Annotated in this window: 26 protein-coding genes and 1 tRNA gene; 4 read left to right on the plus strand and 23 right to left on the minus strand. The window is 36.0% G+C overall.

Annotation, left to right across the window (positions count from 1 at the left end; translation table 11 throughout):
* Positions 1 to 5 precede the first annotated feature (5 nt).
* The gene (locus tag K5Q13_RS07830) at positions 6 to 737 is read right to left on the minus strand and encodes a DUF6198 family protein (RefSeq protein ID WP_220741138.1); all 732 of its coding nucleotides are present in this window, start codon (positions 735 to 737) and stop codon (positions 6 to 8) included.
* A 4-nt stretch (positions 738 to 741) separates the two neighbouring features.
* Complete coding sequence (locus K5Q13_RS07835) at positions 742 to 1,758, minus strand: zinc-dependent alcohol dehydrogenase family protein (RefSeq protein WP_220741139.1); 1,017 nt, start codon at positions 1,756 to 1,758, stop codon at positions 742 to 744.
* Between the two features lie 162 nt (positions 1,759 to 1,920).
* On the opposite strand from K5Q13_RS07835, the gene K5Q13_RS07840 reads away from it, so the two are divergent.
* A complete protein-coding gene (locus K5Q13_RS07840; RefSeq protein ID WP_220741140.1) occupies positions 1,921 to 2,889 on the plus strand; it encodes a LacI family DNA-binding transcriptional regulator in 969 nt (322 codons plus the stop codon).
* Between the two features lie 72 nt (positions 2,890 to 2,961).
* Here the strand turns inward: K5Q13_RS07840 and K5Q13_RS07845 are convergent, their stop codons facing one another.
* From K5Q13_RS07845 to K5Q13_RS07880, 8 genes are all read right to left on the minus strand, one after another.
* Positions 2,962 to 3,879: a phosphoglycerate dehydrogenase gene (locus K5Q13_RS07845; RefSeq protein ID WP_220741141.1), complete on the minus strand. Its 918-nt coding sequence runs from the start codon at positions 3,877 to 3,879 to the stop codon at positions 2,962 to 2,964.
* A 42-nt stretch (positions 3,880 to 3,921) separates the two neighbouring features.
* Entirely contained in the window at positions 3,922 to 4,344 is a 423-nt protein-coding gene (locus K5Q13_RS07850) for a cytidine deaminase (RefSeq protein ID WP_220741142.1), read from the minus strand.
* An 86-nt stretch (positions 4,345 to 4,430) separates the two neighbouring features.
* Positions 4,431 to 6,218 carry an oligoendopeptidase F gene (gene pepF, locus K5Q13_RS07855; protein ID WP_220741143.1) on the minus strand — a complete coding sequence of 596 codons (1,788 nt, stop codon included), beginning with the start codon at positions 6,216 to 6,218 and terminating at the stop codon, positions 4,431 to 4,433.
* Positions 6,219 to 6,314: 96 nt separating this feature from the next.
* Complete coding sequence (locus tag K5Q13_RS07860) at positions 6,315 to 7,343, minus strand: competence protein CoiA (RefSeq protein ID WP_220741144.1); 1,029 nt, start codon at positions 7,341 to 7,343, stop codon at positions 6,315 to 6,317.
* A 47-nt stretch (positions 7,344 to 7,390) separates the two neighbouring features.
* A complete protein-coding gene (locus tag K5Q13_RS07865; protein WP_220741145.1) occupies positions 7,391 to 8,824 on the minus strand; it encodes an ABC transporter substrate-binding protein/permease in 1,434 nt (477 codons plus the stop codon).
* Between the two features lie 108 nt (positions 8,825 to 8,932).
* Complete coding sequence (locus K5Q13_RS07870) at positions 8,933 to 9,685, minus strand: amino acid ABC transporter ATP-binding protein (RefSeq protein ID WP_220741146.1); 753 nt, start codon at positions 9,683 to 9,685, stop codon at positions 8,933 to 8,935.
* A complete protein-coding gene (locus K5Q13_RS07875) occupies positions 9,682 to 11,130 on the minus strand; it encodes an ABC transporter substrate-binding protein/permease (protein ID WP_220741147.1) in 1,449 nt (482 codons plus the stop codon). The genes K5Q13_RS07870 and K5Q13_RS07875 overlap by 4 nt, the downstream gene beginning before the upstream one ends.
* 201 nt (positions 11,131 to 11,331) lie before the next feature.
* Positions 11,332 to 12,396, minus strand: coding sequence for a BMP family lipoprotein (locus tag K5Q13_RS07880; RefSeq protein WP_220741148.1), 1,065 nt, complete (start codon positions 12,394 to 12,396; stop codon positions 11,332 to 11,334).
* A gap of 208 nt (positions 12,397 to 12,604) precedes the next feature.
* On the opposite strand from K5Q13_RS07880, the gene K5Q13_RS07885 reads away from it, so the two are divergent.
* Positions 12,605 to 13,585: a sugar transferase gene (locus tag K5Q13_RS07885; RefSeq protein WP_220741149.1), complete on the plus strand. Its 981-nt coding sequence runs from the start codon at positions 12,605 to 12,607 to the stop codon at positions 13,583 to 13,585.
* A gap of 45 nt (positions 13,586 to 13,630) precedes the next feature.
* On the opposite strand, the gene K5Q13_RS07890 is transcribed toward K5Q13_RS07885, so the two are convergent.
* The 13 genes from K5Q13_RS07890 to zapA all read right to left on the minus strand — a co-directional run bounded on the left by K5Q13_RS07890 (position 13,631) and on the right by zapA (position 24,529).
* Positions 13,631 to 13,701: transfer RNA gene (locus K5Q13_RS07890), tRNA-Cys, on the minus strand.
* Between the two features lie 140 nt (positions 13,702 to 13,841).
* The gene (locus K5Q13_RS07895; RefSeq protein WP_220741150.1) at positions 13,842 to 14,222 is read right to left on the minus strand and encodes an immunity protein Imm33 domain-containing protein; all 381 of its coding nucleotides are present in this window, start codon (positions 14,220 to 14,222) and stop codon (positions 13,842 to 13,844) included.
* A gap of 131 nt (positions 14,223 to 14,353) precedes the next feature.
* The gene (locus K5Q13_RS07900) at positions 14,354 to 14,656 is read right to left on the minus strand and encodes a hypothetical protein (protein ID WP_220741151.1); all 303 of its coding nucleotides are present in this window, start codon (positions 14,654 to 14,656) and stop codon (positions 14,354 to 14,356) included.
* On the minus strand, positions 14,640 to 15,422 hold the full coding sequence (locus K5Q13_RS07905; RefSeq protein ID WP_220741152.1) for a YibE/F family protein: 783 nt from the start codon (positions 15,420 to 15,422) through the stop codon (positions 14,640 to 14,642). The genes K5Q13_RS07900 and K5Q13_RS07905 overlap by 17 nt, the downstream gene beginning before the upstream one ends.
* Positions 15,419 to 16,504 carry a YibE/F family protein gene (locus K5Q13_RS07910; RefSeq protein WP_220741153.1) on the minus strand — a complete coding sequence of 362 codons (1,086 nt, stop codon included), beginning with the start codon at positions 16,502 to 16,504 and terminating at the stop codon, positions 15,419 to 15,421. Before K5Q13_RS07910 ends, K5Q13_RS07905 begins: the two co-directional genes overlap by 4 nt.
* On the minus strand, positions 16,501 to 17,427 hold the full coding sequence (gene dnaI / locus K5Q13_RS07915; RefSeq protein WP_220741154.1) for a primosomal protein DnaI: 927 nt from the start codon (positions 17,425 to 17,427) through the stop codon (positions 16,501 to 16,503). Before dnaI ends, K5Q13_RS07910 begins: the two co-directional genes overlap by 4 nt.
* Position 17,428: 1 nt before the next feature.
* Positions 17,429 to 18,769, minus strand: coding sequence for a DnaD domain protein (locus tag K5Q13_RS07920; RefSeq protein ID WP_220741155.1), 1,341 nt, complete (start codon positions 18,767 to 18,769; stop codon positions 17,429 to 17,431).
* A complete protein-coding gene (gene coaE, locus K5Q13_RS07925; protein ID WP_220741156.1) occupies positions 18,756 to 19,376 on the minus strand; it encodes a dephospho-CoA kinase in 621 nt (206 codons plus the stop codon). The genes K5Q13_RS07920 and coaE overlap by 14 nt, the downstream gene beginning before the upstream one ends.
* A complete protein-coding gene (locus K5Q13_RS07930) occupies positions 19,376 to 20,119 on the minus strand; it encodes a DUF975 family protein (protein WP_220741157.1) in 744 nt (247 codons plus the stop codon). The genes coaE and K5Q13_RS07930 overlap by 1 nt, the downstream gene beginning before the upstream one ends.
* Entirely contained in the window at positions 20,097 to 20,960 is an 864-nt protein-coding gene (gene mutM, locus K5Q13_RS07935; protein ID WP_220741158.1) for a bifunctional DNA-formamidopyrimidine glycosylase/DNA-(apurinic or apyrimidinic site) lyase, read from the minus strand. The genes K5Q13_RS07930 and mutM overlap by 23 nt, the downstream gene beginning before the upstream one ends.
* Positions 20,961 to 21,142: 182 nt before the next feature.
* Positions 21,143 to 23,548 carry an endonuclease MutS2 gene (locus K5Q13_RS07940; RefSeq protein WP_220741159.1) on the minus strand — a complete coding sequence of 802 codons (2,406 nt, stop codon included), beginning with the start codon at positions 23,546 to 23,548 and terminating at the stop codon, positions 21,143 to 21,145.
* 58 nt (positions 23,549 to 23,606) lie between these two features.
* Entirely contained in the window at positions 23,607 to 24,128 is a 522-nt protein-coding gene (locus K5Q13_RS07945; protein WP_220741160.1) for a CvpA family protein, read from the minus strand.
* Positions 24,125 to 24,529: a cell division protein ZapA gene (gene zapA, locus K5Q13_RS07950; protein ID WP_220741161.1), complete on the minus strand. Its 405-nt coding sequence runs from the start codon at positions 24,527 to 24,529 to the stop codon at positions 24,125 to 24,127. Before zapA ends, K5Q13_RS07945 begins: the two co-directional genes overlap by 4 nt.
* Before the next feature lie 71 nt (positions 24,530 to 24,600).
* On the opposite strand from zapA, the gene rnhC reads away from it, so the two are divergent.
* Entirely contained in the window at positions 24,601 to 25,542 is a 942-nt protein-coding gene (gene rnhC, locus K5Q13_RS07955; protein WP_220741162.1) for a ribonuclease HIII, read from the plus strand.
* A 34-nt stretch (positions 25,543 to 25,576) separates the two neighbouring features.
* Positions 25,577 to 25,870: an AFWIR motif membrane protein gene (locus tag K5Q13_RS07960; RefSeq protein WP_220741163.1), complete on the plus strand. Its 294-nt coding sequence runs from the start codon at positions 25,577 to 25,579 to the stop codon at positions 25,868 to 25,870.
* The last annotated feature ends 5 nt before the right edge of the window (positions 25,871 to 25,875 follow it).

Raw genomic sequence — 25,875 nt, forward strand, 5'->3', positions numbered from 1 at the left:
ATCAATCAAATACCTTGATGCTTTAGACTTGGAAATACGGCTTTATCTCCCCACCCAGTTATGCCACCTTGGAACAGGAATGCAAATATTGTACCAATACCATAATTTGAAAAATCAGGCATGATAATGATTGCAATAATACCAATAATCGTTGGTGGGATGTATGATGCCCACATAGCTTTTGCTGCAGCACCTTTAAAGTACTTGAATCTCAATATTTGCATCAAGTCATCAGCTGGATGTAATATCAAATTAGTTCGTTGATAAATTGATATTGCAATACCAATCATAAAGACACCTATAAAATTCAATATTGTATACGCTACTAACGCCATTGCACTGTGTGCCTCAGGTAATATTTTCGAAAACATTCCTGCAAAAAAACTAATCAACAGTGAAAACGGTACCATAAATGCAATATTCCCAACGAATTTTTTCCAGTTAAAATATCCTTGTAAAAATACATTTAAGGTCGCTATGATAACACCGACAATAAAGAATACCCAACCAAGACTGAAATTTGAACCATTAAATACTGCCTTATTAAACCCTGCCTGTGCAGCCGTCCAGTAAGCTGACCCTAAAAATGTTGGATGAATTTTTTGACTGGTCACAACGGTTAGAACATTTCCAGCAGCGTTGATAATCAGAGAAAAAACAAAGTATGATAAAGATGCACCGACTGTGAGCGTGCGACCATGATTAGTCGTAGTATCTGTTACGTCTTTGGCCACCATATGATTAAGCCTCTTCTCCACCAACTTTAACAACTGCCTTTGAAACAACGCCTAACTTACCATTTACGAAATCGTCAACAGTATTGTAGTCTAACTCATGTGACATCAATGATTCAACATCCAACTTACCTGATGACAACAAAGCCAAAGAATCTTCAAATGCATTCGGATTGATAAATGATCCTTGAATTGTTAGTTGCTTTTGGAATACTTCATAAGTATTCATTTCGAATTTGGCATCAGGACCACCAACACCAAACATCAATACTTGTCCGCCACGAGCTGCTGCTTCAATAGCTGCTTCTTGAGTTTGTGGCATGCCGACAGCTTCAATAACAACATCATATTCGCTTTCAGGAATCTTGTCACCCTTAAGTGTGTTAAAGGTATTCTTAGCACCAAACTTTTCTTTGTTCAAAGCAAGTTTTTCATCAACAATACCAGCTAAATCAACTTGATGAATACCATAAGCTTGCAAAATTTGTACAAATAATTCACCCATGAAGCCATCACCGATAACCAAAGCCTTTTGGTAAGGTGTTACTTTTAATAACTGAATACCGTGCACTGCACATGAAATTGGTTCTACAACAGCTGCTGACTTTAATGAAACATTATCAGGAATTGGGTAGACAACTGAGGCAGGTGCTGTGAAGTATTCTTCAAACCCACCATCACGTGTTACACCAACAGCTGACAAGTTTTCGCATAATTCTGGACGACCTGTACGGCAGAACTTACATTGACCACAATAGATGTTTGGATCTACTGTTACACGGTCCCCCACCTTAACATTTGTAACAGCTGAGCCGATTTCGGCAACAACACCTGAATTTTCATGTCCCAACACAATCGGTGGTACAGCTGGTGCTGAACCTGGCAAACCTGCATACAATGCATGATCTGTTCCACAAATTCCAGCAAAAGCTGTGTGAATTTTAACCTCATTTGGTTTAACTTCAGGTTGTGCAATTTCTTGCAATTCCAACGATTTGATACCTGTTAACACTAGTGCGTCCATAATAACTTCCCCTTTTTTATTGTGATTTACGTCACTTACAAGGTCAATATTACCCCTTTGATATCTGATTGTCAAGCGTAGTTACTATTTTAAAAAAGTGTATAATATATAGATAGACAATAAATAAAACTAGAGATTATTCTCCCCCCATTGGAGGCCTATATGGTTGCAAAATTAAACGACGTCGCTGAGTTAGCCGGCGTTTCGATTACGACAGTGTCGCGTGTCATTAATAGTTATGGTTCACTTAGTCAAAAAACAATTGACAAAGTCCATGCAGCAATGCGTGAACTTCATTATCAACCAAATGCAATGGCACGTTCGCTTCAAGGAAAATCATCACAGTTCATCGGATTAATTTTCCCAAATATTCAAAACCCCTTTTTTACCGCTTTAGCTAGTGAAATTGAGCAACAACTTTTTGAGAAGGGCTACAAAGTCATTATTGCCACAAGTGCTAATAATGTTGAAAAAGAACAACAATACCTTCAAATGTTAGCAGCAAATCAAGTTGAAGGCATCATCACGTCATCACATGATTTAGATATGAGCACGTATAAAACCTCTTTTTTGCCAATTGTATCTTATGACCGTTATATATCAGAAAATATACCAATTGTCAGTGAAGACAACTACCGCGGTGGTTACTTATTGGGCGAATATCTTATTGCTAATCAAGCAAATAAGTTACTGATGTTGCGTAACGACGATTCATCTAATTCACCAACAAAGAAACGATATCAAGGTTTCACAGATGCTGTTGCTGAGCATGCTGATTTAAAAATTAAGAACTTTAATTCAAGTAATGTTGCTACCGAAAACGAAATCAAGGAGATAGTTGATTTTATTAGTACGGAAAAAATTGATGGTATCTTTGCTTATAATGATATTATGGCAATTCAATTGCAAAATGCACTACGTTCAGCCAACATCAAAGTACCCGAAAATGTTATCGTGGTAGGTTACGATGGTTCTCCAATCGTTCAGCTCTTACATCCAGATTTACCAACAATTATCCAACCTATTAAACTAGCCGCACAACGTTTGATTGAAACATTATTCAATGAAATTAATAACCAAGAACCAATAATTTTTGATGTGTTGCCAGTTACATTACATACACCAAAATAAAAAACATCCTCATATAAACTACTAAATACGATTTTCTTAGTCGAATTCAGTATGTTTGGGGATGTTTTTTTATTAGTTAACTTTAAACAGTGGTGTCTTGTTATTTAAAATCCGTACAATTTCTTGCGCTGCTGTTAGACCAACAGTATCAAGCGCTTCCCGTGATTTGGCTGCAGAATGAGGCGTGACAAAAACGTTGGGTAACGTTAATAATTCATTATGTGCACTAATAGGTTCGACCTCTACTACATCTAAACCAGCACCTGCAATTTCTCCAGATTTCAACGCATGAATTAGCGCTGCTTCGTCAACAAGCGTACCTCTACCAATATTAACCAATGTCGCAGTAGTTTTCATTGTTTTAAATACGTCTCCATCGATCATATGTTTTGTCTCTGGTGTTGATGGCAAAGCCAAAACGACAAAATCTGAATTGCTATAAATTTCTTCAAGAGATGCCATACGACCGTTTTTAACAGTTCTTGGCCTTCTAGCATACGCCAATACATTAACGTTAAATCCTGTTAATAATTCATCAATTTTCTGACCAATGGCACCAAATCCAATAATACCAACCGTCTTACCGGTTACTTCCTGTCCAACTGCTGTCGCATCAATAGATTGTGTTATACTCAAACGTTGCTGATAGAAAAATCTACCAGCCACCAACATGTGCATAATTGCCGTTTCAGCTACAGCAGTAGCATTTGCACCAGGTGTATTAGTGACAACAATATTATGCGCATTGGCATCAGCTATGTTGACGTTGTCATATCCTACACCAAATCGCGCAATTATCTTGAGATTTGGCATTTGAGCCATTATCTTTTCTGCTAGCGGATACATCATCAAGATAATACCTTCGACATCTGGATAAGAGACAAAGTCTTGATCGCTGATTTGCTGATTTGAAACCACTTCAATGTCATTGGATTCTAGATAATCTATCGTTGACTGTGAAATACCATCAAAAACTAATACTTTTTTCATGATTTCTTCCTTAAAATTTTAAATTAGGTTCGTAACAATCATTTAGCTTAGTGCATTGAATGAACCTGGCATTAATGAGGCGATATTTGTTTGTATTTCTTTTCCGGAATCATTGATTAACCAGATTGGCATATCTGGTTTAAAAAATTCAACCATCACTTGTCGACAAGCACCACAAGGGGCAATAGGTTCATTTGTACGCCCAGATATGACCAACCCAGAAAAATGTCTATTTCCCGCAGCAACTGCACTGAAAATTGCAGTTCGTTCCGCACAATTGGTCAAACCAAAAGAGACATTTTCAATATTTATACCTTTAAAAATTGTACCCGAATCTGTCAGCAATGCTGCACCAACTGGAAAGTGTGAATAAGGCGTATATGTTTGACTAAGGGCAGTTAATGCCACATCGACAAGTTTTTGTGGTGCTGGTATTTTTTTTAAGTTTTGTTGATCACTACTCATCTTGACATCACCATATTGTACAACTCTCCTCTTGATTTTACGTTTGTCAAAATCACTTTTTTATTTACGCAAGACTACTGGCGACATTATTTAACCAACAATGATTCTAATTGGTTCAAGCGTGATTCAAACACACTAAAAGCCTGCTTTAAATAATCTGAATGATTCATATCAACACCTGCTTTAGCGATAACATTCAAAGGATAATCAGACGAACCGGCTTTTAGATAGGTTTTATAATCCTGTGCACCATCGTTGTTAATAATACGATCTGCTAGAGTAGTAGCTGCTGCTTCTCCAGTCGCGTATTGATAAACATAATAGTTATAATAAAAATGCGGTATTCTTGTCCACTCATAGGCTATTTCTTCATCTGGGAACAAATCTTTACCATAATATTTTTGATTTAATTCACCATAATATGCACTCATTTTGTCAGCTGTTAATGCTTGCCCTTGTGCACTTTGTTCATGAATCCAATCTTCAAATTCTGCAAATTGTGTTTGACGGAAAACTGTGCCTTTAAACCCATCAAGATACTGGTTCAAAACATAAGCTTGAAAATTAGGATCCTCATTAGTTTTTAGTAAGTAATCAGTTAGTAAACTTTCATTCGTTGTTGAAGCAATTTCTGCCAAAAAAATCGGATAATCGCCGTAATGATAAACTTGATTATGACGTGTCAGATAAGAATGAACAGAATGCCCCATTTCATGAGCTAATGTATATACATTATTCAGATTATCCTGCCAGTTTAACAAAATAAAGGGATTGGTATCATAAGTTCCACTAGAATAAGCACCTGACCGTTTACCCTTATTTTCTACAACATCAATCCAACGCTCATCAAATGCTTTTTGTACAATTGCAACGTAATCTGGTCCTAGAGGCGCTAACGCTGCTAGGACAATTTCTTTCGCTTTATCATATGTTATTTCAAAATCAATTTCATCTACTAACGGAACATACAAATCATAGCTATGCACTTCTGATACACCAAGTATTTTTTTACGTAAAGTAACAAATCGATGTAATAATGGTAAATTAGCATCAACCGTTTGACGCAATGTTTCAAAAACTGTTGTAGGTAATCCGTGCGGTAAAATAGCTGCTTCACGAGAAGAATTGTAGTGACGTACTCTTGCTAAAAAGTTATGCCCTTTAACATGAGATGACAACGTTGAAGCAAAAGTATTTTGTAAACCTATATAACTATCATATAATGTTTCAAAAGCTTCACGTCTTAAGTCACGCGATTTTGATTCAAGTAGTAAGCTATACAAGCCGTTAGTTAATGGTACGACATTCCCGTCCTCTGTGTGAACATCACCAAACGTTATATCTGAATTGTCAAGTACGCCAAACGTATTCTCTGAAGCATTAAAAATATCACTCACACCAGCCAGCAAAGCTTCTTGCTCTGCTGCTAAGGTATGCGGCTTCAAAGCGAGTAATTTTTCGAACAGATGCGCATACGGTTTTAATCCCTCAGTCTTCAAATAATTAGCTAACTGATCATCTGGAATGTTTAAGACTTCTGGTTGAAAATAGGCAGTTGCCTCACTCACTTCAGCCCACAAGGCTTGCGCACGTGCATTCAAAGCTGCATAAGTCTGGTTTGTTGTATCCTCATCATAGATTTGATGTGCGTAAACATAAATTTTTTCTAACGCGCGTTCTAGTTTTAAATTAACTTCTAAAGCTGATTGCAACGTCTTTTCAGAGTCTCCAACGTGTCCAACAAATTGGTTTACCGTTTTCAAATCTGCCTTGACTGCTTCAAAAGCCTGTTCCCAATCATTATCAGATTCAAAAATTGTCGTCAAATCCCATGTAAGCTGTTCAGGTACTTCTTTACGTAATAATTGTCCCATAATTTTGTCGTACAGACATTACTTCTAAGTAAAACAGACCTTTAAAAGCAGTATCTGACATTTCTCCTTAATATGATATAATAACTTATTTTATCACTATTCTCTCACTTTATATAGTTTTTGTTGTACTGATTCATACCAAGCAGGTAATTTTTGAACTAATATATACTGTTCTCTTTGTAAAATAAATTGAGATTGCTCAAGTTCTTCTAACATAATCAATAATTGCTGTTTTTTAAATCTTGCTTCACCTATCACATATGGTGATAGTTTACATATTAAGATATCTTGATGTACCACATGACCGGTACCTATTCTTTCTAGTAGCAATATTACTAGTAATCGCCATTGCCAATTGGGAATCATTAATCCGAATTGACAACCTTTATGAATCCATATTGGGGCATGTAACAACACACGATTATTTTTATAAAGATAATTCACTAATTTCTCATCTACACGACTTTGAAGGATTAAATTTTGAAGTTTATAAACTTGTTTTTCAACATCAATTTTTGGTTTGCCAATAGTTTTTCCTGTTTCAAATAAATTACTATTCGTGCTTTCTATATATCGTACACTTTCAAAATCACACTTCGTAAAACTTGATCGATGAATAAATTTTTCTGTACTTAACGTGTAAAAAACTAATTCATTGTTGGCTAAAAATTTTAAAATTGTGCCTTGTGTCATTTTTTTTGCTAAATAATTGTCTCCTAATATCCAAATAACTTTTATATTTTGACTTAAATAACCGTTATTACGCTCTTCAAGTCGCTGTTTTGAAATTGGACTGCACTGATATTCAACAGCAATTTGCCTTTTTCCGCGTTGCATTAACAAATCCGGTCGCTGACTAATTTCTGGTATAACAGCTTCAATTTTAACATCGCCATATTGTTGTAAATAAATAGCTAACTGTAATTTCCCTGCCAAATGTTGTGGCGTTTCATTTTCAGAAAATGTTGCACAAGCTGACTGCTTAAAATGAGCAAAATGCTTTTGTTTAATGTCACCGTTTTTTAATACTACCTTTTCTCTACAACCTGGACAGATAAACCGTTGTGTTTTATTTGCATCTGTGGCTCTAATATATTCTTTTTTATCATTTAGGGCAATAAACATAAAAAACACCTCCAATTCATCATACGGAATTGAGATGCTTTTCTTTTTTACTTTAATTTCTTTTCTATCCAGTTACTTAACCAAGTTAACAAAGTAATAATAACTAGATAAATGATCGCTATTATTGCCCAAACACGAAATCCTTGCGAGTTACGTGCCACAATTAATGTACCTGTTTGCGTTAATTCTAATAAACCAATAGCAGACAGTATTGAAGTGTCTTTTAATGTAATAATAAATTGATTGATAAAGCTTGGCACCATAATGCGTAGCCCTTGTGGCATAATAACTTTACGCATAGCGGTATTATAAGGTAACCCTAGCGAACGTGCTGCTTCCATCTGCCCACGATCAACAGCCTCAAATCCGCCGCGTACAAAGGCGGCAGTATAAGCACCTTCGTTTAAGATTAAAGTAATAATTCCTGCTGTAAATGCTGGAATTTTAACACCTGTTACACCTGGTAAACCAATATAAATAAAGAATGCCAAGACCATTAATGGTAAACCACGGAAAACGTAAATGATTGTTGTAGAAACAGCTCGCAGCCACTTGTACTCGCTCACACCTAATACACCAAGCAAAATACCCCAAATAGAAGCTAAAAGAATTGCGATAAACGTCAGTTCGATTGTTTGCCACAGTCCCTTTAACAACGCACTTTGATTAGAACGAAGGATACCCAAAATGGATCCATTATCTTTTTTGCTGCCAGAAAAAGTTGATTGTGTCGCACCCAAATACTTAGTTACAATTTTATTGTAGGTACCATCTTTTTTGATTGCAGCAAATCCACGATTAAATGACTGTAATAGTGCTTTATTTTTACCTTTTTCAACAGCAAATCCATACCATCCCGCATTACCAGGATTTGCAGCATTCATTACTTTCAATGCCATACCATTTTTAATGGCATATTGAATCACTGGCATATCCTCAAAAGTTGCGACTGAATTACCCACAACGACATCATTATACATCGTATCGGTGTCATTAAAATATTTCACTTTAAAACCATACTTAGATTGTAGTGATTTACCATATTCTGAAGCAGCTGTTCCTGTCTTTAAGGCAACTGTTTGACCTTTGAGTTCTTTTAAAGATTTGATTTTACTATCTTTTTTAACAATCCAAGCAACGCCTGTTTTGTAATATGGTGTGGAAAAATCGTACACTTCCTTGCGTTCCGGAGTGATAGACATACCAGCAATAATGCCATCAGCTTGGCCATTTGAAACCAGCTGTGCTGCCGAGTTAAAGCTCATTGGCTTCATAGTGTAGGTAAAACCTTCACGCTTTGCAATAGCTTTCATTGTTTCTTGTTCTATACCAACATAATTACTATGCTTATCTTGAAAAGTAAATGGTGCATAAGTTGCATCGGTTGTAATTGTATAATTTGGCTCTGCTGCATTTACTGTTGATATAAAAGTAAAAAACAAAGTAATTGATGCCAAACCTAGTAAATATTTTTTAAACATTTTTATGAAATTCTCCCACATTCCATAAAAAAGTCGACCAATATATGTGGTCGGCTCTTTTAACTGATTTAATACATATTGATTTAACTATGACATGAAAAAGCAATATTATGCATGCATCACTTTACTTAAAAATTCTTGCAATCGTTCATTTTTTGGTTGATTAAAGACTTGCTCAGGCGAACCGGATTCTTGAATTTTTCCAGATTCAAAGAATACAACTCGATCTGCAACTTGCTTAGCAAAACCCATTTCATGTGTAACAATAATCATTGTCATACCTGAATCTGCTAAGTTTTTCATCACTTCCAAAACATCGCCGACCATTTCAGGATCTAAGGCTGATGTTGGTTCATCAAACAGCATCACATCTGGTTCCATTGCTAATGCGCGCGCAATAGCAACTCTTTGTTTTTGACCACCCGACAACGAATTAACTGAAACATCTGCTTTATCGACTAGTCCAACTGTATCCAGAAGTTCTCGTGCTTTCTTCTCCGCTGCAGCCTTATCCATTTTACCAAGTTCAACTGGCGCTAACATGATATTTTCTAGCACTGTGTAATTATTGAATAAGTTGAAATTCTGAAATACCATGCCGATATTTTCACGTACCTTGTTAATATCTGTCGCCTTTTCAGAAATGTCAAAACCATCAACAATAATTGTGCCATTATCTGGTTTCTCTAACTGATTTAACATGCGTAAAAATGTTGATTTGCCCGATCCGGATGGTCCAATCATAACAACCACTTCATTTTGATTAATATCTAGTGAAATATCTCGAAGTACATGATTTTCACCATATGATTTATTTACTTTGTCAACATGTATTTTTGATTTTGTTTGTGCCTCACTCATGCACGTGTCCTCTTTTCTACCCAATTACTTAACCATGTAAGCAATGTAATCACAATTAAGTATATCACAGCTACAATTGCCCAGACACGGAAACCTTGTGAATTACGTGACACGATTAATGATCCTGTTTGTGTCAACTCCAAAATACCAATTGCTGACAAAATCGACGTATCCTTCAACGTGATAATAAACTGATTAATAAAACTTGGTACCATAATCTTCAAACCTTGGGGTACGATCACTTTACGCATTGATTTGCCGTATGTTAATCCTAGTGATCTTGCTGCTTCCATTTGACCGCGATCTACTGCATCAAATCCACCTCGCACAAAGGCACCAGTATAGGCCCCTTCATTCAAAACCAAGGTGATCAATCCTGCTGTAAAAGCTGGAATTTTCATACCAATGACACCAGGTAATCCAATATATATGAAAAAGGCTAGTACCATCAAAGGTAATCCACGGAACGTATAAATGATGGTTGTTGATAGACCACGTATGCCAGCATTTTGGCTAACACCCATTATACCAAGTAAAATTCCCCATATAGAGGCCAAAACTATTGCTGATACAGTCAAAATTATTGTCTGCCACAAACCATTCAAGAACGCACCATTGTTGGCTTTTAGTATCCCAACAACAGAGTTATTATCTTTCTTATTTCCGGTAAATGTTGCTGCACTGGCACCTAAATACTTGGCAACGATTTTATCATAAGTACCATCCTCTTTAATAGATGCAAAACCCTTATTAAAATCAGCTAACAATTTAGCATTTTTACCTTTTTGAACACCAAATCCATACCATCCTGCCTGAATTGGTGATTTCGGATTCATCACTTTTAACTGTGTGCCATTTTTAACAGCATATTGAATAACGGGTAAATCACCAAATGTAGCCTGTGCATTATCATTAATAACGTCGTTATACAAAGTATCTGAATCATTAAAATAAGTTACCTTAAAACCATATTTTTTTTGAATTGATAAGGCATAATCTACACCAGACGTACCCGTTTTTAGGGCGACTGTTTTACCTTTTAAATCTTTTAATGATTTAATATTTGAGTCTTTTTTAACCGCCCAACCAATACCTGATCTGTAATATGGTGTACCAAAATCAAATACCGCTTTACGTTCATCTGTTATTGACATTCCGGCAATCACACCATCTGCCTGACCAGAAGACACTGATTGTGTAGCGGCATTAAAACTCATTGGTTTTAATGTATAGGTAAAGTTTTGTCGTTTAGCAATGGTTTTCAGAATTTCTTGATCAATACCTGTGTACTGATTATTTTTATCTTGAAAATCAAATGGTGGATAAGTGGCATCTGTTGTAATAATGTAATTTGGCTTAGTAGCTGCGTGTACATTATTAGTTACGCCAATCAACGTTAGTGTCGCTATAATAGCGATAAGTAAAATTTTTCCTGTTTTTTTCATAATACCTTCAATTTTATCAGAAAACGTGTCTATGCGTTAAATTTCATGACAGCTTTTATAACATAGTTATCATATAAATGATAAATTAAAACGTTCATATTCATATCAATCATATAAAAAATTCTCAAAATACAAAAACACTCCAAAGTTAATTCATCTTAAAAAAGATACTTTGAAGTGCCCATTTTTATTTTTAATATATTAAGGATGCACTGGAATTTTAATATCGCCTGCAATAATTTTCTTTTGTGCAGCTTGTACTGCTGACCACACTGCTGGTGATGCAGAGTCTTTAGCTAAATCTACACCCTTTTCTTTTAAGCCATAAGTAATTGTTTTACCACCTGGGAATTTATCCTTGCTGCCGTTTGTTGATAATGCTTCAACAGCATGATCAACACGTTTCACGGCAGAAACCAAGGTGAAGTTTGATTTTTCATTATTCTTGGCTGTATATTCACCATCTTGCTTCTGGTCCATATCAACACCAATTACCCATACTTTTTTATCTGAATCCACTGTTAACTTCTGGTTATTAGCTTTTGCTTCAGCAAACACACCTGTACCTGTACCACCAGCAGCTTGGAATATAACGTCTGCGCCACCGGCTACCATTGAGGCAGCAATTGTCTTACCCTTAGCCGCATCAGTAAATGAGTCAGCATATTGTGTCAAAATTTTAATATCAGGATTTGTTGCCTTAACACCGGCTTTGAAACCTGCTTCAAACGTGTCAATAATATCGCCATGAATACCACCAATGAAGCCAACAGTTTGTGATTTTGTTTGTTTAGCTGCTGCAACACCGGCTAAATAAGAAGATTGTTCCGACTTAAACATAAGCGACGCAACATTTTTATCTGGTACTACAGCATCAATAATTGCAAAATGTGTATCTGGATTTGCCTTAGCAACTGTGTTCATAGCTGGTGCGGCAGCAAATCCCACACCATAAACTAATTTATAACCACCTTTAACAGCTGTTTGTAAGTTAGTTTTTATATCAGATGCATCAGAACTTTGAAAATAATTGAATCCTTTTGTACCTTGTTTTAAGTTGTTATCCTTACCATACGCTTTTAACCCTGCCCATGCAGATTGATTGAACGAACGGTCATCAACGCCACCACCATCAGTTACCAAAGCGACCGTGTAGTTATCTTTATCAGACGATTGAGAACCACCACCTCGCGTAGCCGCGTAAATACCACCACCAATAACTGCTACTGCAATAACACCTATACCGATTTGTACCGAACGTTGCATAATTTGTTTTTTGTGTAGGCGTGCTAAAATTTACCTACACATCTCCTCTCATATTTATATCTTTATTATCCGTTATTTACTAACTAAAACCATGATAAAATGATTAAATTTCGTAAAAAAACACGAATATTCCCTTTATTTTTTATTTTATGTTCGTTTTTTAAAACTTTTAATTAAATATGATTCGGATTTTGGTAGAATAATGTATATGACACACTTCATAACACATACAATTGAACCTTGGATGCCACCAGGTGCTTTGAAAGCAAAATCTGATTACGCAACAATTGCTCATCATGATGGTTGGCACGAATTATCTTTGTACCGTTATAACGATGCCCGTTTCAGCGAGGACACTTTGGTTAAAAATATTGGTGACTGGTTAGAATCCTTGCATACTGGAGATTTCGTTCTTCACCAATTTCCAACATACATGAGTGCTAACTTCGAATCCCAATTTGCCTCAGCTTTAAAACAACGCCATATACGCCGTGCCGTTTTAATTCATGATATTGAACCTTTACGATTACTCAAAGAAAATGCCTGGGAATTTGAAGTTTTAGCTCAATATGATATCGTAATTGTACACTCAAAGGCCATGCAGGAACGTCTACAGCAGGCTGGTGTCAAGTCAGCTTTTATTATACAGCCTTTGTTTGATTATCTTAGCCCAGATCAACCACCAGCTAAGTTCAGTCATAATATTAATTTTGCAGGTACTTTTCAAAAATCACCATGGTTGCAAGATTATGTTGGTACAACGCTGACACTTTTTGGATCAAAACCCAAAAAGTGGCGTGATTTTAATTTTCCCAAAGATATTCACTATCAAGGTAACTTTGACCCAGAAACTATTGTCACTCATCTCAATGATGGTTTTGGTCTAATATGGGATAGCGATTTTGATGACAAAACGTATCAAACATACACCATTTATAACACGCCCCATAAAGCTAGTCTCTATCTACGCGCTGGGCTACCACTGATTTCTTGGACCAACAGCGCTATTGGTCAATTCATTGTCAAACATCAAATTGGCTTCACCATCACTAATCTAACTGAACTTAATATCAGATTAAACCAAATCGATCGTGCACAGTATCAAGTTTGGCAAAACAATATGGAAAAAATTGCTAAAGATGTTGGTGAAGGGAATTATACACGTAACACTTTACATCAACTACTTTAAAAACAGAAAAGCACAGTGCTTAATTAAGCACTGTGCCTTTTTCAAAGGTAATAACCGGAGTCGAACCGGCGATGACGGTTTTGCAGACCGTTGCCTTACCACTTGGCCATATTACCAAAATTAAAAATATTTTATTTACAGATTCACAAAAATATCAACCATATAAATAACATGCTATTTTTCTGACTACAACAACGTTTATAATTATATGGTAAAATGATTAAAATTACAAACGTTTTATCAACTTTAATCGGTTTTAATTACTTCCCCCATTCATAATCTGTATGTTAGGTGTCACCGTACCGTCTGCAAGCCAGACAGGTACGCGCCTTTTAGGATCCCACCAACCTTTAGTATTCGGACGATTATCAAACACTAAATCAGTGCCATAGGGCAAATCCAGTATATGAACTAAGCTTGGCGCCATCACTACTGCCGTTTCAACAACTAAAGGCATAAAGTTTTGAAAATCAGCATTCCATTGGTCAGTATCATTATCCGCAAATAATATCCATCCCGTATCTTGCGGCGCCGTTGGTGCTAATTCACGATAAATCCATCGTAAACTGCCCGTACCATCTGTTAAGTGTTTTGAAGCCAGTACTACAGCTTCTGGCTGATGAAAAACTGAACGCATAAAATTTTTAATATACTAATAATCACACACCAATAAAAAAACTATGTTTCACTATTTAGTAATTATCAACATACTTCCTTTCCAATTTTTTAACTATATCAAAAATATAACACATGCTGTAATAAATCGCACTATCCTAATTTATTTTCTAATAAAATTTGCTTCATCTCTGATTCCATATCAGATGACCGACGCCATTCTTCCCAACCATCGTATTCTAATGGTAATAAATCATAATGTGAGTTAATATAATTTTCTAGAGATTCTACATGAGATGACCGTGCAATATTTAATTTCAAGATACGCACACCTTTAATATAGCCATGATCTGCTGCATACTCAGCACGTCCATTATGTGTAATATTTCCAAGTTCAAAATAAATCGAGCCGTCATTTCGCGTAATTTCTTCGACAAGATTAAATGTTTCTTTCATGCGTTATCCCCATTTTTTGTTGTTTAATATTAGCACGTACGATCAACCAACCGGCAATCCAAATACTGAGTAGAATTCCTAGCATACCAAGTAGCATCGTAACAACTTCAGCCATTAATAATTTCGCGTTTACAAACATCGCAATCGGATAACGTAAACGAACAAACCAAATCAATAATGGTATATTTGCACCCAACACACCAAAGAAGAGTGTATTAATGGCTGTGCCTAGTATCTGTCCACCAATGATACGGGTATGTGCATACAAGCTCGTACTAGACATATTTGGTGCGCGATTGACCACTTCACTTAAATCTGCAGAAATTGCCATTGCCGCCTCTGCAACAGCACCAAGAATTGAAATCACCATAACAATCATTGCAATATGACCAAATGGCAAACCAACCGTCAAAGATAAGCCTTCTAATTCTTCTGAATTCTCTGTTGTAAATCCTTGGAACTGCCCAAAGTGTTGTATCACAATTGACAATATCATCAAAATTGCCACAACAATAATGCTAGTCTTAAACGCAGTATTTGTCACTTCAATATTATCGGATCCTAAGTAAATAGCAATGGATAAAATAATTAAGCTCATAATAATTGTTACAATATACGGATTAAATTGCCAATTAATTAATATAATTAAAATGAAAATCGCTAAAAAATTACACAACAGCCCAAAAAATGCCTTGACGCCTTGTCCCTTGCCAACAAAAACCATTAATACAAATAAAATGATTACAAGTATACCAATTGCATTCATAGTCGCGATACCTTTCTTGACATAATCCAACCAACTAGAGCACTCGTAACCGGTATAGCTAGGACAATACCAATCCCAGAAATAACCGTTTGTAGAATACCTAAATTCATGATTTGATCCATAATATAAGTCCAATTGTTGCCATTGCGTAGCATTAGAAATACCATAGGCATTGTTTCAGCAATAAATATCATAAATAAGACGTTAATTAAGGTGCCCATAATGTCTCGACCCACCGACATACCAGCATGCCAGTAATCGCTAAACTGACGTGTCGCATTTTCACGACGCATACCAAATTGCATGGCAACGATATCAGCTGCTTCATCCATTACAGCACCTAAAACACCAATAATTGTTTGTGCCATAAATAATGTCACTGGTAGCTGTGTAACATAAGACATTGTTTCAAAATGTACACCAGCATCGTTAGTTAAACGTAAGACTAATACTAATATGCCAATTGTTATTGCTGTGGTAATTAACGTTGTTAACAACGTGATGCCCATTTGTAATGTTTTTCCTAATACTAGTAATAGACTACCTGTCGCTAATAAGATTGCTAACACGCTAAACAAAAGGAAGACATTGACATTTTTACTCTGCACATTAATCACTAACGTTAAGCCAAATAGTATGACATTAAGAACCAAACTGAATAATAGCCAACTTGTAGCACGCCATTTACTATAAACTAACAAGAGTCCAATCAGCAAAGTAGCCAATCCACCAACCGTTGCATCACGTTTCAACGATAAAATATGCATATTAGTACCAATTTTTTCTAATAATAATTGGTCCCCTACACGATACTTACTTGTCATGATTTGTGACTGAGCGTAATTATTTGTCAATTTTATTGATTGATTACGGTTTAATAATTTAATTGTCAAATGTTGCGTCATAATAATGTCTGAATTATTATGTTCATCCGTTATTTTTTGCACACGTTTACTACTAACCTGTGTTACTTGCCCTACTGGATTTGTGTAGAGAAACGCATCATGGCGTAAAAAAATCCATGCAAACAAAACTGCTAAAAATACGACGATATATTTTTTTGTTTGTTTAATAAACGTCAATTTTCTAACCGTCGGTTTTTACCACTAACTTCTGCTAGCTGTGTCAAAAATTTAATGCGTTGCATTAGACGTGCTGCCTTACCTGGGTCACGGTCATCACGTGTTTCTGCTAGGTATTTTTCCATTTCATTCAAATCAAAATTAGAAGTTATAAAAGTTGTGAGTTCATTTTGCATACGATATTCTAAAATAACACCTAAAATATCATCACGAATCCACATACTTAAATTTTCAGCTCCTAAATCATCTATAATCAAAACACTTGTTTTCTTAGTTTGATCAATCAGCTTTTCTCGTATATCCCCATTTTTACCAATGGTATTTTTTAAGTCAACCGAAAATGACGGAAAGTGAACAAGCATGACGTCAATATTATTAGCTGCTAATGCATTTGCCAGAGCACCCATTAAGTAGGTTTTACCAACACCAAATTGACCATACAAATACAATCCTTGTACATATGCATGATTTTGATCTAACAAACGCGTGAATATGTCCACAATAGCAGTTACAACTTTAGCACGACCTGAGTCAACGATAATAGTTTGTAAATCCGCATCACGGATAGCTTTTGGCATTTTATATGATGTGAGATTTTCAGCCTGCATGAGTTGCTTTTGCTTACTTTCATCAGCCACATAATGTACATGAGGATAGCCCTTCTCAATAGCTAATTGTGGCTGATATCCCGGATACAGTGGTTTTTCGCCTTTGGCAATTCGTTGCTTTTGTTGCACAAACTCATGTAAATCCATCATTGTCAACTGGAAAGCATCTGCACGCAATTGCTTTTTATTTTCTTCCCAAAAACGTCGCACATCCTCATCATTGGCGATTTGTTGTACAACTTCTGCTAGCTGCGTTTCTTCAATTTTTGGATATTTTTGCTGAAATTGTTTTAAAACATCTGATAAGTTTTGCATATTAGTTTTTCGTCTTTATATTCTTCAACTTTGCTAAAGCTGCTGCCGCTTCATCTTTATTAATCGTTGTTGCCACTTTTTGTGCGGGTAAACTATCAGGCTTTTGGACAAATTTAGGTGTGGTTTTTTCTGATTTTTGACCACGACTAAATCTTTTCTCTTGCCTTGCCTGATTGGCCTTTTGACGCTGCTGAATTTGAATCAGTGCCTTTTGAGGTGAATCCACACGATTTTGTGTCCAAGAATCTGCAATTGTTGTCACAAGAGCAGCTTTTAAATTATCATTTTGTAGTCCAATTAAAACGTAGTGCACAAGGATATTTACAACTGGCATTGATAACGTACTCTGAGCAACCAAGTAATCCACCAAATCACGTTCATTTTTTAAAACAAGACCATTTTTTAACGTTGTCTTAACATATCCCAAAAAATCTTGTGCATGAGTTGTACTTGCAATTTCAATTAGTGCACGTGCTTCAGCATTTTTAATTTCTGGTATGTCCTGGGTTTGCACAGCATTAACTTGATTGTTCGAATTTTCTGTTGGTGCGACTTTTCTAGTTAATTGTTGCCGCAACAATCGCTGTACTTCTTTTTCATTAATCTCGTGTGTATCTAGTGTAACACTTTGATTAACAAAACCTGCTAATGTGGTTTCATCTATACCATATGTCATATGCATGGCTACAATAAAATTACGATGTTTTTGAACATCAGCTTTACTTGTACCACGAACCATCTCAGAAAAATCATCAAACTTAAACTTATTTTCGTCAACTTTGAGGTCTGCAGATTGATAAACCAATGGTGTGGTTGGTATTGTTAAATCATTTTGATGTTGAAAGACTTGTAAGAAACGTGCAGAAATATCTTTACCAACTAAATCTTTTTGACCTTGGACATCATAGCGCTCTTCGAGTACCAAGTAGCGTTCTTCTCCAACAAATTTATATAATAAACCAGACAATAATTGTTCTTTAAAAAACTTGTCAGCAGTCAACGGCGTTAAGATACGATACCCATAAACTTCCCCAAGTGAATCTTTCTCATAAATCGTTTTAATGAGTCCTGCTGCCTCTAACCGTCTGCGGCACTTCACAAAGTTTGGCAGGCTAATATTTAAACTATCAATAATAAAATTATGGTCTTGTCTTTTTAGATTTTTTTGTGCAAACGGTAACTCGTTAACTAGTAAGTGATACAGTGCATAACTCGTTGCACCAATAAAAGGTAAATACAAGTTAAAAACACGCTCTAAATCATCAGCAGTAATTAAATGATCACTCTGAAAAAAAGCGCCCGCTGTTGCGTGAAATTCAATTGTCCCATCATTTTGTCCCATATTTTGGCGCAATTTCCTTTAGGTTTACCATCAAATTTTTAATTTGTTCTTCTAACTGCCACTGACTACCATTATTATCCAATACATAATCAGCATGTACTAATTTATCTGCAATCGGCATTTGTGCATCGATTCTATTTTTTGCGTTGATATCATCCAAATTTTCACGTGCCTTAAGTCGTGCCATCTGAACTTCTCTATCAGCATAAACTACGACTATTTTATCAATATCATCTAAATTCTCATAACCTTTTTCAAGCAGAAGTGGTATATCAATTATTAAAATTGGTACATTTTGTGTCCGCCAAAAAGAGATTTTGTCACGCATTGCCGAACTAATAGCTGGTTGCATTATCGCATTTAACCGATTTAATTCGGCCGGATGACTAAACACTATATTGCCTAATTTGTGACGATTCAATTGACCGTTCTCAATGATACTTGGTCCGAAAGCCAATTTTATTTTTTCTAAAGCACGCGTGCCCGGTTCCACAACTTCTCTAGCCACAACGTCAGCATCCACAATTGGAAAGTTAGCATCACGTAAAGCTTTGGTCACAGTAGACTTTCCTGAGGCGATACCACCAGTTATTCCCACTATTAACATTATGCAGATACCTTTTCAACCATTGCTAATGTAAATAAATGACGTGAATACGCCACACGCGTGGCATTAAGATAAGGGACAACATAAATATAAGCCAACCCTGCAGTCAAAATTCCTAATATGTGCCAGCCAATAAAACTCAATTCTAACAAGAATAATTCCCACTTTCGACCATTCATCAGTCGGCGACTGATTGTAATATAATCAGTCAGTTGTGCCTGTCGTGTGCCATTTTCAATGTCAACTTTGTAGGCGAAATAAGTTTGCGAATAGGCAAACAATTTAACGATACCAGGAAAAACAAAGAGTATGGTCCATAAAAACAACAACATACTTTGTACAATCGTTAATATTAGCGTGTGAAAGAAATTTCCTCGACTGAAAATTTGGAAAACATCATTAAACTTTGGTCGTTCTGATGGTTTTTCATACCATTCAATTAATGTCCAACTCACAGACCAGACAATAATGAGTTGAACAGCCTGACTTAATACGCTTTCAAGCACAGAATAGATTTGGCTTAGTGTACTATTTTCTGTCGTCAATACATCACTATCAGTTTGTGATATGTTACCTAAATCCGCGAATAGGCCATAACTTACCATTAATATTGACATTGTAGTCAGTATTGCAAATATAATTGGTAAAATATTAATTTTTATTGCTGTGCTAAATTTACCGCGATATAACTGTCGTGCTTCACGCTTAACCTCACGAATACTAATTATTTCTGTTGATTTCATAAGTTCTCCCATAATGATTGATCTGACAAGTTGGACAAAAAGTTGTTCCCCGTTGACCAACTTTTATTTTTTCCATTATCGTACCACAACGCAAACATGGTTGACCGACGCGACCATAGGCTTGTAACTCATTTTGGAATTGACCAACTTCTCCAAATACGTTACTAAAACTATGAACAGTTGTTCCATGGTGAGCAATTGCTCGCTTGATTTCTGTAATAATATTTTGCCGTAATACTGATAGTGAAACACTTGATAAACTATTTGTCGGTGTTTCTGGATGAATTTTGCTCTGCCACAAAACCTCATCAGCGTATATATTGCCGATACCTGCAATTTGATTTTGATCTAACAAGAAACTCTTGACTGGCTTTTTTGAACGTGCAAAAACGCTTACCATGTAATCTAATGATAAATCTTCTTCCGTTGGTTCTGGGCCAAGTTTGCCAAGTGAGGGTACAGCAATAACCTCGTGATTTGTAGTTGCCAAGGTCATACGTCCAAAACGGCGCGTATCATTATAAAACACATCGCGTTGATCTGACAATTCAAAGATAATTTCTGTATGTTTGTATGGTAATGTGGCAGTTGGTTCAACAGAATATTGGCCTTCCATACGTAAATGTGAAACAATCGTGTGTCCATTCGACAAGCGTAATAGTAAATACTTACCACGCCGATCGATTGATACAAACGATGCGTTTAAAACACCAGTAATAAATGCCTCTGAATCCCCTGTAATGACCTTAGGATATGGTAATTTGACCTGTGTAATTTGACTGCCGACAATTAAATTTTCTAATCCACGGCGAACCGTTTCAACCTCAGGTAATTCTGGCATAATATCCTCTAAATCCTTCAAAATATGTGTTTCATTCCAACTGACGAACTAAAATTAATGACGCATTAATACTATATATTTTACCACACAACAGTACAGACATTTTTGATAACATATTCAAAAATAAAAAAGCATTCATTGTTTATTTCAACAAATACTTTTAAATATTCTTTAATTTAATTTTAAGACAATTCTGCAATTGTTGCACCATCGCCACCAGCGTTGGCATTAGCAAAACGAAACGATTTCACGCGCCGATCTGAGCGTAAAAATTCTGTCACACCTTTTCGTAATGCACCAGTCCCTTTGCCATGAATAATCTCCACGGTTCCCAGATTAGCTAAAACTGCTGTATCTAAATAACGATCCAGTTCTGATAATGCGGATTCATACCTTACACCACGCAAATCTAAACTAGCATTAACTGTCCCACGTGACGAGCCAACAACAACATTTGTATTGACAATTTTCTTTCTTTTTTGCTTCTTTTTACTCTGTTGTGCTTTAGCAGTGGCTTCTGTTTTAATGATGTCGTCTTCATCAACAAGCATTTTTAAAATGCCCATCTCGACTTCCCATTGACCATTACTATGTTGTTTGACTAAAATACCTTGCTGATTGTATGACTGTACAACGATTTCATCGCCGACAGCCAACATCTTTGCGCGCTTGGCTTTTTGTAGGATTTTATTTTTTTCCAAGCTGTCATTTTGTCGTAACTGGTCAAGTTGTTTTTTCTTGCTCTGTAGTTCTTGTTCGCTCAGATGGCTATTTTGGCTGCCTGAATTTAATCGTTCCTTGCGAATTTCGGTTATTAATTGTTCCGCTTGCTTCTTAGTTGAGGCGACAATATGATTAGCTTCATTTTTGGCATCCAATACAACTTGAGCACGTTCTTTTTCCAACTTGCGCTGTTGTTCTGACAATTTTTCAGATTGTTCTTCTAATGATTTTAATCGTGTCTCAAGCGTCATGTTATTTTTCTTGACGGCATCACGTTGTGATACCAAATCAACAATCATATTATTCAAATCTTGATCTGATTCAGTCGTTAATGCCGTAGCAGCACCAATAACATCCTCACCAAAACCAAGTCGTTTAGCAATTGCTAGGGCATTTGATTGACCTGGTACACCCATTAAAAATTGATAAGTTGGCTGTAACGTTTCAACATCAAATACCATAGATGCATTGAGTGTTTCTGGTCTATTATAACCATAGAGCTTCAATTCAGGATAGTGTGTTGTCGCAATGACGTAACCGCCAAGGCTAGCAACTTTATCTAAAATGGCAATAGCTAGGGCAGCACCTTCTGCTGGATCTGTCCCTGCACCCAACTCATCAAAAATAACTAAACTTTTGTCATCAATATTATCAATCATTGAGACAATATTAGCCATGTGTGAACTAAATGTCGATAAGTTTTGTTCAATCGACTGTTCATCACCAATATCTGCAAAGATTTCATGAAACACTCCGACAGTTGATGGTCGTTTAGTCGTAATAAACAAACCAGACTGCGCCATAAGCTGTAATAAGCCTAGCGTCTTAATTGTAATTGTTTTTCCACCAGTATTAGGCCCAGTAATAATAATCGCTTTATAGCCATCACCCAAAGCAATATCATTACTAACCGCAATATGCTTGTCCAATAAAGGGTGCCATGCCTGTTGTAAGTCAACGTGATTATTTGTATTGACAATAGGTTGCATAGCATCCAAGCGTGCGGCTAATCTTGCTTTAGCGTTCACAAAATCAAAATGACCCAAAATATTGACGTTTTGACTAATTTCACTGGTAAACGGTTCAAGTGCGGCTGATAAATCCTGTAGTACACGCTGCTCTTCCACCTGTTCCTTAACTCGTAGTTCACTTAACTTGTTGTTAATTTCAACAACCGCTTGTGGTTCAATATATAATGTTTGTCCAGTTTGACTTTGGTCATGCACCACGCCACCAAATTGACTACGATATTCAGCTTTTACAGGCAAAACATAACGATCTCCGCGAATTGTGACCAGAGGATCACTTAAATATTGTGCAGATTTGCCACGTGTATAGGCTTGCATTTTGTTTTTAACAGCTTGTTCGTTTCCCACAATTTTGCCACGAATTGCTTTTAAATCAAACGATGCTTCGTCATTGATTCTGCCAGTTTCATCAATAGCAATTTGTATTTTTTGAGTAACATCTGAAAGCACTGACAAATTTTGTGCTTGTGCTGGAAGAACTAACAGTGATTCCCCTATTATTTCATCATTCATTTGCTCAAAAAAACTCGCAATTTTACTGGTATTTCGTAAAACCGCACTTATTTCTGATAGTTCTGTAGCGCTTAAACTCGCGCCAATATTTAATCGTTTTAAATGTGGTGTCACATCAGCTAGTTTTGTAAGTGGTATGCCACCTTTTAACCGATCAATCAAAACACCATCAGCCGTTTCGCGTAACCAATAGTTGATTGTTTCAACGTTTGTTTCTGGGGTTAGATTATCAGCTTCTTTGCGACCAACAGGCGTAGACAAAAAAGCACCTAACTGTGCCTTGATTTTATCATATTCTAGTGTTTCTAATACTTTTGTGTTCATATACTTTGAAGCCTACCTGCTTATATTTCTTTTCAGACTAGTGGTTATTTCAAATATGTCACAACCACCATTGATAAATTTGTTGCGCAAAAAAAGGTGCATTATCTAACACATGATTTAACTCTGGCGTGTTCAAGAACTGATCTTGTACCCAAACGTTTGGTACAACTGACAATAATTCTAGTCCAAAGAAAGCAATCACTGCACCGATAATACCATATAATACTGCACCAAGTACGCCATCAACCCAACCTAGAATAGGTATACGACGAATAATACTTAATGATCTTAAGACATAATGACTCACCGTGCCACCCAATATTAACAACACACTAAATGCTAAGCCTGAGGCTAAAAATTCAGAGCCATGACCGACAACATCTTGCGGGACAGTGGTACGAATAAATTGACCATCAACAAAATTTGAAATAACCGCACCAAGTGATTTTGAGAATTTAATTGCAATATACCAGACGACAACCCATAACGACAATCGTAGTAAGCCATTCACAAAACCGTGGCGATATCCTGAAATGAACCATAACAGCACAAATACTAATGCAATTCCTAATAATATCATGAATTTGTTCCTTGTTTGAAAAGATTATCTTTTGTACGCGACTTACTATCATGCTTAGCATCATCAATAATAGAACCAATAGCACTTTTTGGCGTGCGTTTTACCGATGTTTTTTTAGCGTGAAGTGCTTGCTCTAATTCTGCTTGTAATGCAATAATTTTTGCTTGTAACTCATCTATTTCAGATTGTTTATAAAGCTGATCTGAAAGCGCATTAAAACTCAATAAAATTGCTTGATCTACTGGCGTCAACTGAGGTGATACTAATTTTATTTGTTTCAATTGCTTGTTAAATAATGTTTCAGTTGCCTTAAAATGTGGCAGACTCGCACTGCCTGAAATTGTATAGTCTTTGCCAGCTAAATTAGCCTTATAATGTTTTTTCCCGTTTTGATTAACCATCATTTTTTCCTTATTGTATCTAGTTGATTATACACTATATTTTCACCAACAAAAACTGATATACTAAAAACATGCAGACAGTAATAAAAGTGACACCTTCACAATTAAAAAAAATAGCAAACTATTATACGAAAAATCCAACCTTGAGACTGCCAAATGGCGCATTGTTTTCAGTTAAAAATGGCGGTACAACAATTACTGGTTATCGCTCAGGTAAAGTAATGTTTCAAGGCACTAGGTTTGCTGAGGAAGCAGCACGTTGGCAAACAGATACTGATTCATCCCCAAACACGGCTAATTCCACCTCGATTATTAAAAAAAATACGACGCCTGGTATGAGCATTCCCGCAGGTTTTGCTAATTGGTCAGTTATTGGGTCTGATGAAGTTGGCGCTGGTGCTTATTTTGGTCCGTTGACAACGGCTGCTGTTTTTGTTTCTAAAGAAAATATTAGCTGGGTACGGCAACTTGGTATCTCAGATTCGAAAACACTTACTGATGACAAGATGCGTCAAATCGCTCCTGAAATTATTGCACATCTGCCTCACCATGTGATCAATTTAATGCCTGAAAAATACAATCAGATGCAACCGGAAAACAATGTTAATCAGTTAAAAGCTATTTCGCACAATTTTGTTCTTAACAAAGTGTTAACAAAAATTGAACCACTCACACCTGATGCTATACTCATCGACCAATTTGCTCAAGAAAGTACCTATTTTAAATATCTACTTAACGCAAAACAACCAAACATTGTTCGCCAAAATGTATATTTTACAACTAAAGGTGAACAATATCATCTGAGTGTAGCAGCAGCATCGATTTTAGCACGTGTGGTTGAACTCGACACAATGTCCAAATTAAGCCAAGAAGCTGGCATGCAACTACCTATTGGTGCTGGACATGCTGTTGATTTAGTTGCTGCAAAACTCATGCAACAAGGTGTTGATTTGCGTCACTTTGCTAAATTGCATTTTGCAAATACTAAAAAGGCCCAGAAAATTCTATCTTAAAATAACTTATCAATCAAATATCGGAGGTTCTTAAATGTTTAATTTGATTTTACTACCACTACTTATGTTATTTTTCATCGTTTACTTTTTTGCCTCTGTATTTATTAATAGATTTGGCATTATAGCGCGATTGCTTTTAGCGATTATTTTAATTTTATTAGTGACTTTCATTATTAAAAACTTTTTCGCTATTGTTGGTGTTCTAATTTTAATTGCATTAGCTTTTTGGATTAGAATAAAATTCACTCAAAAGCCCACCCACACCAAACATCCTACTGACAGTCAAACTTTTGATGGTCACTTTGAAACCATAGATAAAGATAAATAACAAAG

The sequence above is a fragment of the Leuconostoc miyukkimchii genome, assembly GCF_019656055.1.
Lineage (GTDB): Bacteria > Bacillota > Bacilli > Lactobacillales > Lactobacillaceae > Leuconostoc > Leuconostoc miyukkimchii.